This window comes from Alteromonas salexigens, assembly GCF_025628895.1.
GTDB lineage: Bacteria > Pseudomonadota > Gammaproteobacteria > Enterobacterales > Alteromonadaceae > Alteromonas > Alteromonas salexigens.
Genome location: NZ_JAOTJC010000005.1, coordinates 51,231 through 65,689, shown reverse-complemented (window position 1 = coordinate 65,689; position 14,459 = coordinate 51,231). Strand labels below are relative to the sequence as shown.

Here is a 14,459-nt window from a genome sequence, read left to right as displayed (position 1 = left end):
TTTAACTCTATTTTTTTGAACCATGTGAAAGCAACATAAGCGGCCCACAGGTAACAGCGGCTCGATTCTCGCTGGTTAATATGACACTTTTGTGACACGAGTTACATAGCGAATGAAATTTAACCAACAATGAGGAGGGTAGCAGACATTTATTTCTGTGCCATGACAGCGGCAGGGAACGGCCTGACAGGCAAATGACATCCGGCGAGGACGATAAATAAAATAATTAAAAAAGCCGGTTACCCTGAGGTAACCGGCTTGAGGTGTTTGACGTTATTTATCGTTATTAGAATGTGTATTTAACGCCAACTTTCAGTCGCCAGGTAGACTCTGAAACATCGAAGGTATCGAAGTTAGCAGTCTCGGTTCCACCGAAGCGCTCGCTGTAGATATACTGGCCTTGTTCATTTACGTCATAGTCGAACAGGATCTGTTGCGGGAAGCGCATGCGGTACACTTTGCCCCAGTCATCATTCAGCATGTTCGCAAAGTTAGACACAGTCAGGTAAACCTTACCTTTATGACCTTCCACAAAACCCGGTACTTCCTGAGAAATGTACAGGTCAGCAGTCGCAAACCATGGCTGCGTCGCTGAGTATTTCTCAACATAGCCACCGGCAGCGCCAGCAACCCCAGCTTCTTCGGCGATGGCCATAATTTCTTCGTAGCTCAGGCCCGCGGCGAAGTCCATGTTTGGATCGTCCGCACCAGTCGGGATGTAAGGAATGTAGATATCCGAATCATCCAGTGCCGGCTGGTCACCCAGGTCGCCGTCACGGAACGCACCCAGGGTCCATGAGAATGGACGGCCAGAGCGGCGCTCGAAGAACAGGTTAAAGTTGGTTTCGTAACCTTCGAAGAACTCAGTTTTGTAGCCTAAGTTCAGTACAAAACGATGCTCAACTTCGTAGTATGCTGTGCCCACCAGTGGGTTGTTACGGTTCAGTGTTACTTCATACTGGTAGTTAGAAACCGCACGTGAACTGGTGCCAGGGTTAGCTTCGGTAATGTCCTGGTTGGTGTACGAGGCATTAAAGGAGAAGCCGTTATCCCAGGCTTTATTCAGTGCTGTGGTCAACAGAATGCTGCGGCCACCGTCATCAGAATTAGTCAGCTGAATATCGAAATTGTCTTCAAATTCGGTACCGTCGTAAACATTGTCCCAGATAATGCGCTGACCATCTGCGGTGCGATTGCCATTATCAACCCGAGACAAGTCTACCCAGTATACGCTGTCTTCACGGTCAACGTAGGTCAGCTCTGTGGTCCACGCGAAGTCTTCACCCAGGTGAGGAACATCAAAGACCACGTCAGCGGCTAACTGATAACGCCAGTCTGAAGGCAGTTTGAAATCAGGGTCGATTTGGTTAGTGCTGCCGGAACCCTGTGACAACGCATCGCGGGCCGCCTGAGGTACAGACGTAAAGTCAACCTGTGACGGGTCCAACGAATCCAATGTTACTGAATCAAGAGTCACACCATCGTTAGTGTAAGCATTGGAAATCCACACCAGTGGCGTACCACCGGTATAGCGTCCAAGCCCACCGCGTACTGTTACCGCATCACTGACAGTCCAGTTGAAGCTGGCACGTGGCAGGAAGATATCAAACCCATCCAGGTTTTCAGTATTTTCAAAGTTGTAAGTGTCCAGGAAGTTCTGGTTCAGCATAGGCGCCTGATCAACTGACAGGTACTCATACCGCAGACCGGCAGTAACAATAATGTCATCAGTCAGGTCAAAGGTGGCATCGCCGTACAGCGCGTAAGTGGTGCTGTCTACGTCGTAAGCCACATCCTGTTCATTGTTCGTGAATGCGTTGCTGTAGTAAAACTCAGCGATTTCACCAGCTTCGAAATCTTCAATGCTGTCGAATTCCCACACACCATCTGAACCTTCGGCAAACAGGTTGTAGTTGGTGGTATCTTCCATCTCAGCACCAAACTTGTATTCAACGTCACCGGCAAGGTAAGTCGCGTGGAAGCCGAGGTTAAATACTTCGTTGGCCAGTACGTTGGCGTGACGGAACTGATCTTGTCCCGCTACAACATCAACCGCTTCGCCACGAACATTAATTTCGCCCAGTGAATTCTTGGTAACCGACGCTTGCTCGAACTCTTTATATGACATGCTGATTTCAGTGAAGAAGTCTGCTGTCCAGTCAGAGTAAATGTGCGCAGTGATAAATTCGTTGGTTTGTTCTGAAGTCCAACCGTTAGAGGTCAGCAGGATATCCCGAGGCGAGTCATTAAAGTTACGCGCCTGTGCACTTTCCTGCTTGCTGTAGGTTATATCTGCACGATGATCACTGTTAATGTTCCAGTCCAGTTTGATGAGTACTTTTTCATCTTCGTTAGGAGCAGGAGCACCACCGATTGAGTCAGTAATGCCATACTTGCTTTGCAGAATATTGACTACAGAATTGGCGTCAGCTAATGCTTCAGCTGAATACGTTGATGGGTCAAAATCCAGAACAACATCTTCTTCCCACTTCTCATAAGAGCCGAAGAAGAACAGTTTGTCTTCAATTAACGGCGCACCTAACGTAAAGCCGTAAGACTCTTCTTCGTTAGTGGTAGGGAACTCAACATCGCCGTCTGGGTCGCGGTTATCGATCGCATCACCAGTGGTAGGAACCGTTTCAAAGAACACGGAACCTGATACTTCATTGGTACCAGACTTGGTAACCACGTTGATGTTACCGCCGCCAAACTTACCGGCACGGGTATTAAATGGTGCGTATTCAATCGATACCTGCTCAACAGCGTCCAGTGAAATAGGCGGACGTGAAGTGGGGTAACCATTGCTTTGCAGACCAAAAGTATCGTTAATGCCCACGCCATCGATGGTCACGGCATTGTATTTCGGGTTGGTGCCGGCAACACTCAGTTCGTCACCGTCAGGGCTTACCGCTGCCAGTGGGTTATTACGTACCACATCTTTCAGGTCACGGTTGAACGTGGCCACATTGTTGATGAACTCTTCACCAAATACCGAGTCAGAACCACTGTTAGAGAAGAAGTCACGGGTACCGGTTACCACGATACGCTCAACGTCAGACACAGACTCAAGCTGTGCATTCAGTTGGAAGGTATCGTTCAGGTCAAGATAAACACCTTCGATAACCCGGCTCTGAAATTTGTCTGACTCAACAATGATGGTGTAGGGACCACCAACACGCAGACCACGCGCAGAGAACAAACCTTCTGCGTTTACAGTGGCTTCTTTCACTGTGCCAGAAGGCTGGTGAAGAATGGTAATTGCACTACCTGCAGCAGGATTACCCTGCGGCCCGACAATCGTACCACGCATAGCTGACGACTGACCTGTGTTAGCCACGGCAGTGGTAGCGACACCAACTGACAGAGCAACAGCCATCGCAACGCGAGTGAACTGAGTTTTACTAATCATGTGTGTTTCCCTTATTTTAGGCGGAATTGCACTTGTATTGTGGCTCTTACGGCCCATATATAAGTGCATGCTGCTTTCGTTTTCGGCATCAGGATTGTTGTCGCGTTGTGTTGCATTATGATGACAGCCTGGTGCAAAAATGCGTGTTAACATACTGTTTACACACCAACTTCAGCGCCAAACCTGACCATCCGGTCAACAAAACTTATTTATTAGTATTATATCGACAACCCATCCTGTAATGCGGTCTATTCTTTAGTCATTTCGCATTAATAAACAGCGTTTGTTGCCATTCAAATTTATTTATAAAATGCTGAATAAAAACAAGCACTAAACATGTTAAAGTAAACTTACTGGTTGCATTAAATAAACTTAACTGGTGAAATCACCTTATTAAATAAGGCAACGTTTTGAGCAGTAATTTGTCCGCGGTGCGCATTCCCAAACCTATCCAGTATATTTTGCTCGTACTCCTGCTACTTGGCAGCGGGTGGGTGAATTTTGTGACAAGTTTTTCCTCATTGCCGGAAATATCTCCGCAAACAGGCCAAAGTTTCCACTGTGAAAAGGCGTTTTCAGTCAATCAGGACAGCTTTGATATTTACGTCACTGACAAAACAGTGGCCGTCAAAGCTATCGACAGCTTCTGTAAGAACAAGGTTATCCAGCGCCAGTTTGGCAATGTCAATGTGGTGCTGGGTCAGAGCGATTACGACACTTTCCGGTACATTAATCACGGCGTGGTTGACTTAGCGCTGGTAAAAAGCAATGTGGTAGAGGCATTTGGCGCCGACCAAATCTATGGCTACGAGACCATTGCTTCACACCCCGATTACAGCGCCTACTTCATCGCGCTGAAAGAAAAGCCGGAACTCTCAAAAGAATATCTGCTGGGTAAGCGTATTGGCATTCTCGATTACCCCAGTAGCCGGTCCGGTCATATTGTGCCTAAAACCGTCCTCAAGTCGCTGGGTATCAACGACGACAACATTTCGCTGCTGCACTTTAACTCCCACAAAGACTTACGCCGCGCTTTGCTTGCCGGCGACGTAGACATTATTGCGTCTTATTGGGGCAAGGGCGATGAAACGCTGCTCTCGAAAAACTATATAACCGCGCTGCATGAAGGTGTCTCAGGTATGCGGTGGTACTTGAAAATGCAAACCCGTAACACCGATCTGCGCTGCGCCGCGCAACAGGTTATCAAGGCATTATCTGCCAGCCACAGCCGCGCGTATTATCAGAGCGTTGAGCTGATACAGCCATGTGAGGATAGTCATGACGGTAACTAACAATCTTCGGCGTCGCTACCGGTTCACCCTCCTGCTGGCTGGCCTGGTAGTCGTCTTCCAGCTCGTCGCCATAGGTGCCCAGCTTGCCGGTCATGCCGCCACTGAGCACCTCGCCATTGATCACCTTACCGACCGGGTGAGTCTGGATTCTGCGTATCTGGATGTAGGCAATGAACTGCTGAACATGCCGATTAACCAGTCAGCGGTGCAGCGGTATCTGTCGCGCCTGAATTCTGCGCTCTACAATAATGATTATCCGCTGATGGTCGTCAGTATTCAGTCGGTCAACTTTAACGGTGAAATTCCCACACAGTTTACCCGCCGGTCCACCCTGTCACTCAATACTGCGGAACAGCAGATTGCCATGCAGGTGGCTACCACCTCCCGGCTTTCAGTTATGGAATTCAGCCCGCTGGCCCTGTTGGCTGCGCTGCTTGCCCTGCCCATTTACACCCGGGTGTGGCTGCGACAGAAAAAGCGCGATCAGACAGACAGCCCGGACATTGCGCCACCGCAACCCAAGCTGGTTATTAATCTGTTAACCAAGTCGCTGGGCAACAATGTGACCGACACTGCCGTGGTGCTGCAAAATAAGCCGTTATGTTTCTATACCGCGCTGGTCAGATACTGCATCGAGCATCCGGAGCAACCACTCCAGCATCACAAAGATATTCCCGATGAACTGGTGGCCGGTGCCAACCGCATATTCAGCCGCCTGATTGAGTTAGGTCACACTAAGCGCAAACGCCCCGACTTTAACGCCAACCTGGATAAAACCCTGAGTGAGGTACGCGCGGCCCTGGATGAAGTATTCAGTGAGTTTGCCAGCGACAAAACCCGCTATTATCCGCCACGGGCGCAGGGCGAGGGCTCACGCTCTAAACAGCACTCTTTCGCACTGACCACCCTGACCGATGAGGATGTGGAAATTATCGGCAACTGAACAAATTCGCAACACCTGTCCACAAGCAACCATCACACCATTGGCAAGGAATCACGAACTTTACATTGATTCGTGAGGACCAAACGCGTATCTTTGCACCAAGAAAAATAGCTATTATGTATTATGCAATCGCCGTTAATTATTGCCATTTCCGGAGCGTCCGGCTCGGGGAAGTCGTTATTTACTGAAAATTTGTACAACGGTTTCTCTGCTCAGGGGCGTCCGGTCCAGATCTTACGAGAAGATCACTACTATCGTGCGCAAGACCATCTGCCGATGGAAGCGCGTGAGAAAAACAATTATGACCACCCCAATGCATTTGAGCATGAACTGCTCAAGGCCCACTTGCAGGCCTTGCGTCAGGGTGAGCCCATTGATTATCCCCATTATTGTTTCAAAACGCATACCCGTCTGCCTGACACTGAACGCCTGAACCCGGCGCCGGTGATTATTCTGGAAGGGATCATGTTGCTGGCAAGGCCAGAGCTGACACCTTTGTATGACGTTAAGATATTCATCGACACGCCTCTCGACATCTGCCTGATGCGCCGCATGATGCGCGATGTCAAAGAGCGTGGCAGAACCATTGAATCGGTGGCAAAACAATACGAACAAACAGTCAAACCTATGTACCACCAATTCATAGAGCCAAGCCGGTTTACTGCTGATGTTGTAGTAACTCAGGGCGGCAAAAACCAAATCGCTCTGGACGTTATAAAATCGCACATCCAGCAGGCCTTATTGTAAGGGATTATTCATCATGGTTAGTTTAGTGGGCATTGCACTATTGCTTGGCATTGCCTTTTTGCTGTCATCGGCCAAACGCTCTATAAACTGGCGCACCGTAGGCGGTGCGTTTGCAATTCAGGCGCTGGTTGGCGCCTTTATTTTGTATTTTGAGCCAGGCAAACAGCTCCTGCTTAAGATGACCCGTTTTGTGGGTAACATCATTGATTACAGCCAACAGGGCATAAACTTCGTGTTTGGGCCTATTGGTGATAAGTCGCTGGGCTTTATCTTTGCGTTCAACGTGTTGCCCGTCATTATCTTCTTCTCGTCGCTGATTGCGGTGTTGTATCACCTTGGGCTGATGGGTTGGATCATTCGCTTAATCGGTGGCTTCCTGCAAAAAGTACTGGGCACCAGCCGACCCGAGTCGATGTCGGCGGCGGCGAATATTTTTGTGGGCCAGACCGAAGCCCCGCTGGTCGTTCGCCCGTTTATCCCGCACATGACCCGATCCGAGTTGTTTGCCATTATGGTGGGCGGCCTGGCGTCTATTGCTGGCTCGGTTATGGCCGGGTACGCCGGTATGGGTGTTGAGCTTAAATATCTGCTGGCGGCCAGCTTCATGGCCGCACCAGGTGGCCTGCTGATGGCCAAGATTATTTTGCCTGAAACAGAACAAACCAATAATGAACTTGATCAAATCGACGCTGAAGATACCGGTTATGCCAATGTGTTCGACGCGGCCGCGAGTGGCGCGGCATCAGGGCTAACCCTGGCGCTGAATGTAGGTGCTATGCTGCTGGCATTTATTGCCCTTATTGCCATGCTGAATGGCCTGGTGGGCTGGTCCGGCGAACTGGTAGGCGTAGAAGATCTGACCTTCGAAAGCATCCTGGGCTTTTTACTGCAGCCGCTGGCATGGGCTATTGGCGTGCCGTGGGAAGAGGCGAAAATTGCCGGCAGTGTTATCGGTCAGAAAGTGGTCGTCAATGAGTTTGTGGCTTATCTGGGCTTCCTGGAAAACAAAGAAGCACTGTCAGCGTCGTCGCAGGCCATCATTACCTTCGCGCTGTGCGGTTTTGCAAACTTTTCGTCAATTGCCATTCTTATGGGTGGCGTGGGTGCAATGGCCCCTACTCGTCGCAAAGAAATTGCCCGCCTGGGACTGAAAGCGGTGATCGCCGCAACCCTGTCCAATCTGATGAGTGCGGCACTGGCCGGATTCTTCCTGGCGCTGGGCTAATTGCCCACGCCAGTAGACTATTCGGTCAGTTTTTTGTAAATTACCCCCCGCGCAGACCTTGCTCAATATTTATGTCTGCGCCTTTTCACCTCGCGGGTCTATGATTATAATGCCGCGGTCTAAACTTATGGGATCCTACTATGCAATTAGTTGCTGTTGACTACCAGGCTGACAACGCCGAAGAGTTATTCGTACAGTCTCTGCGCGAGACTGGGTTTGGTGTACTTAAAAACCACCCTATCCAGCAGTCTATGGTGTCTGGTATCTATGAGTCCTGGCAGGGATTCTTTGATAGCGAAGACAAACACCAGTACCTGTATAACAAGGGGACGCAGGACGGCTTCTTCCCGCAGAGCGTGTCAGAAGTCGCGAAAGGATTTACCAAGAAAGACATCAAAGAGTATTACCATTTTTATCCCTGGGGTCAGTGCCCGTCAGAACTACGTCCGCAACTGGAAGGCTACTACGGTCAGGCCACCGAGTTAGCCAAGGAACTGCTGGGCTGGATAGAAAAGCACTCGCCCGACGAAGTCAGCAAGCTGTACAATGAACCGCTGTCGAATATGATCAAAGACAGCGACCAGACATTGTTACGGGTATTGCATTATCCGCCGTTGCAGGGCGATGAAGAACCGGATGCGATCCGTGCTGCCGCCCATGAAGACATTAACCTGATCACCATCCTGCCTGCGGCCAACGAACCGGGTTTACAGGTGCAGGCGAAAGACGGCAGCTGGCTGGAAGTCCCCTGTGACTTTGGTAACCTGATTGTCAATATTGGCGACATGTTGCAGGAAGCGTCCGGTGGCTACTTCCCGTCTACCACGCACCGGGTAATCAACCCGGAAAATGCGGACATGACGAAGTCACGCATTTCACTGCCGCTGTTTTTACACCCCCGTCCGGATGTAAAACTGTCTGACCGCCATACTGCCGGTTCATACCTGCAGGAGCGTCTGCGCGAACTTGGTGTTATCTAACTGGCACGCTAAAATATGACGCACTAAGCCATGCTCGCTGCATGGCTTTTTTGTTTGTGGCGGTTAATCGGAGCGGCTTTGCAATACCGACAACTTGCCCTGATAGCGCTGCTGCTCCTGGGCATTCGGCGCATGCCGTGCAGCTCGCTCGATAAACTGGCGGGCGCGGGTCACATCACCCATTTCAAAATAGGTTTTACCAAGGCCAAACAAAACCTCATGACGGGTGCTGTCCAGGCGCATTGCCCGACGATAATGGGTGAGCGCTTCCTCCAGCTGCTCCGCCTCGAGAGCCTGCTCGCCTAAAATGAAATGATAGAAAGGGTTATCCTCTCGCCGGCGTTCCAGCCGCGCAGCAATTTGGTCGGCCTGATCATGACGGTCGGTATAGCGATACAGAATGGCCAGGTTTTCCCAGGCGGTGAAATTTTCGTTATCCAGCGCAATGGCGCGCTCGTAAGCTTCTTCTGCGGCTGCATAGGCGTCCTGCTGACGATACAGCACGCCGAGGTTTACCCACGACTGCGGTAACTCAGGCGATAGCAGTGCCGCTTTGCGAAAGTACGCATAGGCCTTGCTGTAGCTACTGGCAATGAGCGCGTCGGCGCCTTTGTTATTGTAAAACATGGACAGCACCACCCGCTTTTTCAGTTTCCTGCGGGGAAAATATTCACGTACGTTCTGAGGGTCGAAATCCACGTCCATGTAATCGTCCTGCATGCGGGTTACGTTCTGTTCGTCAGGCAGGGAAATTCGCAAATTAATATGCCCGTTAAGCAGGCTGTAGCCATCTCTGCGGGTCCAGTACTCTGGAATATCCACTTCATAAAACTGGGCGCGGTAACCGGCATGTGCTGCCATGGCATAGGTCATGATAGAAAGCGACAGGCAGTTCGCGGTTTGATTCTGAAAGGTCCGTGAGGCCACGGTGTTGGCGCTGTTTCGGTACTGGAGACCGGCATCAGAGTATTCAAAAATATTCTTAACCAGTTGCCGCATATTGTAGTGATCACTGCGATTGGGGGACATGGCGCCGGCTACAAACGCTGCGGCCTCCTCATCCAGCATGAATACGGCCTCTTCGCTTTCCGGCTCAAACAGGGTATAGCTAGGGAACAGCGCGTCTTTCAGCGCCGGATAAGGGCTGGACACAGTTTCTTCGGGGGTACTCGCGCATCCCTGCAGTAATACGAGTATACCAAAGCATGCAATTGTCTGACGAACTTGCATTGGCATTATCCTCATTCTGCGTTTACTGCCAGACGGCATTATTCACGTAAATTAGCCGTCTTTATCAAGTATAGACCGGCAAATTCACTTTCACATACCGTTAAGGACTGCGAAGCAGTCATTCGTCGTAGATTACGCAGTTGTAACCAACCCTTTGTTTCTTTATCCCGTATCAACAAAGGTACGGCTCAAAGTATTACGCCCGTATTTCTTATCACCTGTTAAAGGACAATCTGCTATGAAAACTATACGCAACCTCGCGACTGCCGTACTGCTCACCTGTGTCAGCTTCAGTATTTTCGCGGGTCACCACAAACAAGCGAAAGACGATATCGTGACTATTGCTGCCAGTAACGACACCTTCTCCACCCTCGTGACCGCCATTGAGGCTGCTGGTATCACTGACATTCTTAAAGATGCCGGCCCTTATACTGTGTTTGCCCCTACCAACGCTGCGTTCGAAGCTCTGCCCGCCGGAACCCTGGACAAGTTATTAAAGCCAGCTAACAAAGAAGCATTAGTGCAAGTGCTTACTTACCATGTGGTATCGGGTAAGTTTACGGCTGACAGGGTAACCGGACTCAGCGAGGCGACCACTGTGGAAGGCGCTGTTATCAATATTTCCAGCGACATGGGCAAGGTCATGGTGGAAAACGCCACAGTGGTCAAAACCGATATCATGGCGTCAAATGGCGTTATTCACGTGATAGACCAGGTTTTAGTGCCTGACTCAGTGGCCAAAAAGTTATAGTCGGGTCCTGCAAGTTCTATTTAAGATCCATCCCGGGCAGCGCGTTTATCAGTATTACTACGCCCAGAATAATGAGCACTGCTGCGGCCCCCTGCTCTTGCTTCTTAGCCAGACGGGGGTGCTGCTGTAACCACCGACCCAGTTTCGCCGACGCGCTAACGACCACGAGGTCGCACCCCAAAGCGATGACAGCATAAAGCGTCCCTAGCACCAATAATTGTTCAGGTACATTGCCCAACGCCGGCCGGGTAAACTGTGGCAGAAACGCGAGAAAAAATAACCCTGTTTTTGGGTTAGTCAGCTCTACCATCAGACCGCGCATCCACAATCTGTTTGGCGCAGACCGTGGACGGGATTGCACTGCCAGTTCGCCCGCGGCCCGCCAGGCCAGTCCTCCGGATACCACCAAGTAAATCGCGCCCGCCAGGGTAAGCCCGGTAAATATAGTGGGTGAATACACAATTAAGGCAGCCAGGCCCAATGCAGTAAGTATGACATACGTAAAGCTACCCAGCGCCATACCTATAGCCGCAGAGGCGCCGGCAACACGCCCACCACTCACTGTACAGGCCATGATAAACAGGTTTGACGGGCCCGGCGAGAGGCTTAACAGCAATGCAGAAAAAGAAAATGTCAAAAGTACTTCGTATGGCAACATACACCCACCCGGGTATCAAAACCAACAGAATACCACAGTGAACTAACGGGTAGAAAAGCACGGCTTTCCAGATATGATCCCGGCTACAAGCCCCTGGGTAGACAAACAAACAACACCACGGGGAACTAAATACCATGTTTGTTACATACAGTATGTCAGTCTGGGGCTTATGGGTTATTTTACTAACGGTACTAATCCAAAGTCTGGTGGCTGCCGGTGCCCACCGCAGCTAGTCACACTATGTACCGGGAAAAGTCAGTGGTAACCTCAGTCACGATTCCTTTGTGTTTCGTAGCCATCGCACGTTTCAGAACTCCCTGGAAAACCTGGCGGTATTGGTGTTTCCGGCATTCCTTGCCATGTTTGTCAGTGTTAGTCCGACTATACTGGCTTATACGGTATGGGTGTTTGCGCTTGCGCGTATCGGCCACATGGTGCTGTATTACTGTTTAGCTACAGAGCTTAACCCCAGCCCCCGGAGTTATTTCTACATGATTGCTCTGCTCGCCACCTTGTGGTTATACGGTATGCTAGCATGGCAATTACTTTCATCCGGCGCGTAATTCAACGGTGGCCTTTGCCACGATGGCAGGACATGGCCGGCGTGGTGACGCCCTATTCGCTTTGCCGATTTAATGACGATTGTTAAGAACTGGATAAATAGCGTGTCCACGGTATACTTCTCTGGGTGCGTCATCTCTGACGAAAATAATAATGATGGTCACTCACGACCACGCAAGTATGAGGAGTTGGCAACTTGCAACAGCAATCGTCCCGCACTATACAGGACTGTCACGTATTGATAGTTGATGACCAGCCCAGCAGCCGGTTAATACTCGAGTCTTTACTGGAAGATATGGTGGAGTGCTCCACCACTGACAGTGCAAGCAAGGCGATAGCATTTTGTCGCGCGCAACGTCCCGACCTTGTGTTAATGGACGTGGTGATGCCCGATATGAGTGGCCACGATGCCTGCCGCCTGCTGGCGGATATTGCTGAAACCAGTCAAATTCCGGTCATTTTTGTTACCGGCTCTGCCACCGATGAAGAGCAGGAAAAATGCTGGGACGCCGGTGGCGTCGACTTTGTTGAAAAACCCGTTAATCCCACTACGTTACGCAACCGGGTGAAAAGCCACCTGAATCATAAAATGAAGACTGATCTGCTGGAACAGTTAATCTATTTGGATCGGCTCACCGGCGCATTCAACCGTCATTACCTCGAAGACAGCCTGCCAGGCATTATCCGCGACTGCCTGCGTCACGAGCGGGACCTTGCGTTCATCCTGTTCGACATCGATTTCTTTAAGCAGTATAACGATGAGTATGGACACCTGCAGGGTGACACCTGCTTGCATAAGGTTAGTCACACTACCATGCATTCATTACTGCGTCCCCGGGATAAACTGATCCGGGTGGGAGGTGAGGAATTTCTGGTGGTACTTCCGGAAACCGACACCGCTGGCGCTCTGGCGGTGGCTCAACGGTTACTGACTGTTATCAAGGCCCTGGCGATACCTCATCAACACTCGCCGGAAAAAGTAGTGACTGTCAGCGCGGGGGTAGCAGAGTATCAGCCATCGGATGACCGTAATCTGAAAAAAGCCGTTTCGCGGGCAGATACAGCGCTGTACGAAGCCAAATCACAAGGACGCAATTGTGTGGTGGTATACGATGTGGCTTTAGAAGGAGTATCAGAATGATAACCACTGCTGAGTTGTGGAATAAAGACCAGGCGCTACGCCGCATGATGGGCAAAGAGTCCCTGTTACAACGGGTAGTGGCGCTGTTTTTAGAGCAATACCCGACGCAGTGGCAGACCCTGCGTAGCAATCTTGAAACCGGCGATCTGGCAGGTGTACAGGCGCAGGCCCATACCCTTAAAGGTTCTGCCGGTGAACTGGCGCTGCCTGCTTTAACCGACTGTTTTGCCAACATCGAGCAAGCAGCCAAAATGCGCGACCTGCCCGCCACCACCAGCGCCTGTGAACAGACACAGCCAGTGGCAGACAGAACGCTGGAGGCACTTCAGCAAGACTGTTAGCAACCTTTTTAGCTGGTGAAACGCAGGGTTGCAGCTAACCGGCCGCCGGCCCTGCCGCTATATTGTTGTCCATCACTACCGAGCGACGAGGCTGAGCGGGTGAAATATTAAAAACAATAAACAGTAAGAAGGTGGAGTACAGGGTCGCCAGCGCTATCACCACGCCGGCAACATTCCAGTTCATGGCGATACTCAGCGGCACCAGTTGCGCTATTGGAATAAACGCCAGCAGACTTTTTGCCCGCAGCATTAAGGCCAGCCAGATTTTCTCTCCCTGATGACGGGAAAGCCCCAGCCCACGACAGAAGTGAGCCAGCACCAGCGGCATAATTTGCGCTACACACACGATGGCCGCTGCAAACAGGGCCACGAACAGTGTGTTGCCGTCTTCCTGGACAGTTACAGCCTGCACCGGCGGTAATGCCCCCTGAGTCTCGCCTTCAGAAAGGACGCTCAGTAACGTATCGGCCACCAGAAAGCCCAGCCAGCTCAACCCGAGGATCAAGGCAATAGCAGGAAGGTAAACCGCGCCCTGAAAGCGCCACTCACTCAGCAGACCCTGAAGTGATCCTGAACGATAATGCAACGTAGTCACGCACACCATTAGCGAAATCGCCAGCGCGTAACCCGCCATTTTCAACGGAAACCAGGCAAACGGAATAAGTTCACAAGTCAGGCAAACCACTATAAAAATAGCGGTGATCAGCGGATGACGGAAAAGAAAAACAAACATGTCCTTGTAAGCGTTGAGATAGTCCTTTTTCTCTAAATTCGTATTGATATGCATAGCGACAACCTCGACCTTTAAGCCCGCAACTATACGGATTAATGATCAAAAGTTAAGCAATCCGCGACAGGCGCCGGTAGTCTATTCCATACGAACGTATGCGCAATTATACTTTCAGATGATTCGGCAGCGACTTCTTCGAATCGGACCAAATGCAAGCGTTCAACCCTGCTTCACACTGCACTGTGCGTGTGATTTTTGGCTGGGTTAGTCCGCCGTACTGTTAAATATACTTGGGTAATTTTCAGAACTATATACTTCGAAGAGAAGAAGAATGGTGCCCAGGGGCGGACTTGAACCGCCACGGCCGTGAGGCCACTAGCACCTGAAGCTAGCGTGTCTACCAATTTCACCACCTGGGCAACGTGAGCGTAGCTGAAGAGGTTTCAAACCG

At 50.6% G+C, this 14,459-nt stretch carries 13 protein-coding genes and 1 tRNA gene; 9 read left to right on the top strand and 5 right to left on the bottom strand.

The window, feature by feature from the left end; translation table 11 throughout:
* Nucleotides 1-286: 286 nt before the first annotated feature.
* The gene (locus OCL06_RS03705) at nucleotides 287-3,409 is read right to left on the bottom strand and encodes a TonB-dependent receptor (protein WP_262992405.1); all 3,123 of its coding nucleotides are present in this window, start codon (nucleotides 3,407-3,409) and stop codon (nucleotides 287-289) included.
* A 503-nt stretch (nucleotides 3,410-3,912) separates the two neighbouring features.
* On the opposite strand from OCL06_RS03705, the gene OCL06_RS03700 reads away from it, so the two are divergent.
* The 5 genes from OCL06_RS03700 to OCL06_RS03680 all read left to right on the top strand — a co-directional run bounded on the left by OCL06_RS03700 (nucleotide 3,913) and on the right by OCL06_RS03680 (nucleotide 8,596).
* Complete coding sequence (locus OCL06_RS03700; protein WP_262992404.1) at nucleotides 3,913-4,701, top strand: PhnD/SsuA/transferrin family substrate-binding protein; 789 nt, start codon at nucleotides 3,913-3,915, stop codon at nucleotides 4,699-4,701.
* Nucleotides 4,688-5,644 carry a hypothetical protein gene (locus OCL06_RS03695; RefSeq protein ID WP_262992403.1) on the top strand — a complete coding sequence of 319 codons (957 nt, stop codon included), beginning with the start codon at nucleotides 4,688-4,690 and terminating at the stop codon, nucleotides 5,642-5,644. The genes OCL06_RS03700 and OCL06_RS03695 overlap by 14 nt, the downstream gene beginning before the upstream one ends.
* A gap of 123 nt (nucleotides 5,645-5,767) precedes the next feature.
* Complete coding sequence (udk, locus tag OCL06_RS03690; protein WP_262992402.1) at nucleotides 5,768-6,391, top strand: uridine kinase; 624 nt, start codon at nucleotides 5,768-5,770, stop codon at nucleotides 6,389-6,391.
* A gap of 13 nt (nucleotides 6,392-6,404) precedes the next feature.
* On the top strand, nucleotides 6,405-7,616 hold the full coding sequence (locus OCL06_RS03685) for a NupC/NupG family nucleoside CNT transporter (protein ID WP_262992401.1): 1,212 nt from the start codon (nucleotides 6,405-6,407) through the stop codon (nucleotides 7,614-7,616).
* A gap of 140 nt (nucleotides 7,617-7,756) precedes the next feature.
* On the top strand, nucleotides 7,757-8,596 hold the full coding sequence (locus OCL06_RS03680) for an isopenicillin N synthase family dioxygenase (protein ID WP_262992400.1): 840 nt from the start codon (nucleotides 7,757-7,759) through the stop codon (nucleotides 8,594-8,596).
* Between the two features lie 63 nt (nucleotides 8,597-8,659).
* Here the strand turns inward: OCL06_RS03680 and OCL06_RS03675 are convergent, their stop codons facing one another.
* Nucleotides 8,660-9,826 carry a tetratricopeptide repeat protein gene (locus OCL06_RS03675; RefSeq protein WP_262992399.1) on the bottom strand — a complete coding sequence of 389 codons (1,167 nt, stop codon included), beginning with the start codon at nucleotides 9,824-9,826 and terminating at the stop codon, nucleotides 8,660-8,662.
* Nucleotides 9,827-10,064: 238 nt separating this feature from the next.
* Here OCL06_RS03675 and OCL06_RS03670 point away from each other — a divergent pair, with 238 nt between their 5' ends.
* A complete protein-coding gene (locus tag OCL06_RS03670) occupies nucleotides 10,065-10,577 on the top strand; it encodes a fasciclin domain-containing protein (RefSeq protein WP_262992398.1) in 513 nt (170 codons plus the stop codon).
* 16 nt (nucleotides 10,578-10,593) lie between these two features.
* On the opposite strand, the gene OCL06_RS03665 is transcribed toward OCL06_RS03670, so the two are convergent.
* Nucleotides 10,594-11,214 carry a LysE family translocator gene (locus OCL06_RS03665; protein ID WP_262992397.1) on the bottom strand — a complete coding sequence of 207 codons (621 nt, stop codon included), beginning with the start codon at nucleotides 11,212-11,214 and terminating at the stop codon, nucleotides 10,594-10,596.
* A gap of 305 nt (nucleotides 11,215-11,519) precedes the next feature.
* Here OCL06_RS03665 and OCL06_RS03660 point away from each other — a divergent pair, with 305 nt between their 5' ends.
* The 3 genes from OCL06_RS03660 to OCL06_RS03650 all read left to right on the top strand — a co-directional run bounded on the left by OCL06_RS03660 (nucleotide 11,520) and on the right by OCL06_RS03650 (nucleotide 13,278).
* Nucleotides 11,520-11,798, top strand: coding sequence for an MAPEG family protein (locus OCL06_RS03660; RefSeq protein ID WP_262992396.1), 279 nt, complete (start codon nucleotides 11,520-11,522; stop codon nucleotides 11,796-11,798).
* 194 nt (nucleotides 11,799-11,992) lie between these two features.
* Nucleotides 11,993-12,937, top strand: coding sequence for a GGDEF domain-containing response regulator (locus tag OCL06_RS03655; RefSeq protein WP_262992395.1), 945 nt, complete (start codon nucleotides 11,993-11,995; stop codon nucleotides 12,935-12,937).
* On the top strand, nucleotides 12,934-13,278 hold the full coding sequence (locus tag OCL06_RS03650) for an Hpt domain-containing protein (protein ID WP_262992394.1): 345 nt from the start codon (nucleotides 12,934-12,936) through the stop codon (nucleotides 13,276-13,278). Before OCL06_RS03655 ends, OCL06_RS03650 begins: the two co-directional genes overlap by 4 nt.
* A 34-nt stretch (nucleotides 13,279-13,312) precedes the next feature.
* Here OCL06_RS03650 and OCL06_RS03645 read toward each other — a convergent pair whose 3' ends face one another.
* Together OCL06_RS03645 and OCL06_RS03640 are read right to left on the bottom strand one after the other, a co-directional pair.
* Complete coding sequence (locus OCL06_RS03645) at nucleotides 13,313-14,065, bottom strand: hypothetical protein (protein WP_262992393.1); 753 nt, start codon at nucleotides 14,063-14,065, stop codon at nucleotides 13,313-13,315.
* A gap of 275 nt (nucleotides 14,066-14,340) precedes the next feature.
* Nucleotides 14,341-14,427: transfer RNA gene (locus OCL06_RS03640), tRNA-Leu, on the bottom strand.
* Nucleotides 14,428-14,459: the final 32 nt, after the last annotated feature.

What these genes read in the sequence shown, in the direction of transcription:
- OCL06_RS03650 (WP_262992394.1), top strand. Translation starts at nt 12,934, where the DNA reads ATGATAACCACTGCTGAGTTGTGGAATAAAGACCAGGCGCTACGCCGC.
- OCL06_RS03680 (WP_262992400.1), top strand. Translation starts at nt 7,757, where the DNA reads ATGCAATTAGTTGCTGTTGACTACCAGGCTGACAACGCCGAAGAGTTA.
- OCL06_RS03645 (WP_262992393.1), bottom strand. Translation starts at nt 14,065, where the DNA reads ATGCATATCAATACGAATTTAGAGAAAAAGGACTATCTCAACGCTTAC.
- OCL06_RS03670 (WP_262992398.1), top strand. Translation starts at nt 10,065, where the DNA reads ATGAAAACTATACGCAACCTCGCGACTGCCGTACTGCTCACCTGTGTC.
- OCL06_RS03705 (WP_262992405.1), bottom strand. Translation starts at nt 3,409, where the DNA reads ATGATTAGTAAAACTCAGTTCACTCGCGTTGCGATGGCTGTTGCTCTG.
- OCL06_RS03695 (WP_262992403.1), top strand. Translation starts at nt 4,688, where the DNA reads ATGACGGTAACTAACAATCTTCGGCGTCGCTACCGGTTCACCCTCCTG.
- udk (WP_262992402.1), top strand. Translation starts at nt 5,768, where the DNA reads ATGCAATCGCCGTTAATTATTGCCATTTCCGGAGCGTCCGGCTCGGGG.
- OCL06_RS03685 (WP_262992401.1), top strand. Translation starts at nt 6,405, where the DNA reads ATGGTTAGTTTAGTGGGCATTGCACTATTGCTTGGCATTGCCTTTTTG.
- OCL06_RS03675 (WP_262992399.1), bottom strand. Translation starts at nt 9,826, where the DNA reads ATGCAAGTTCGTCAGACAATTGCATGCTTTGGTATACTCGTATTACTG.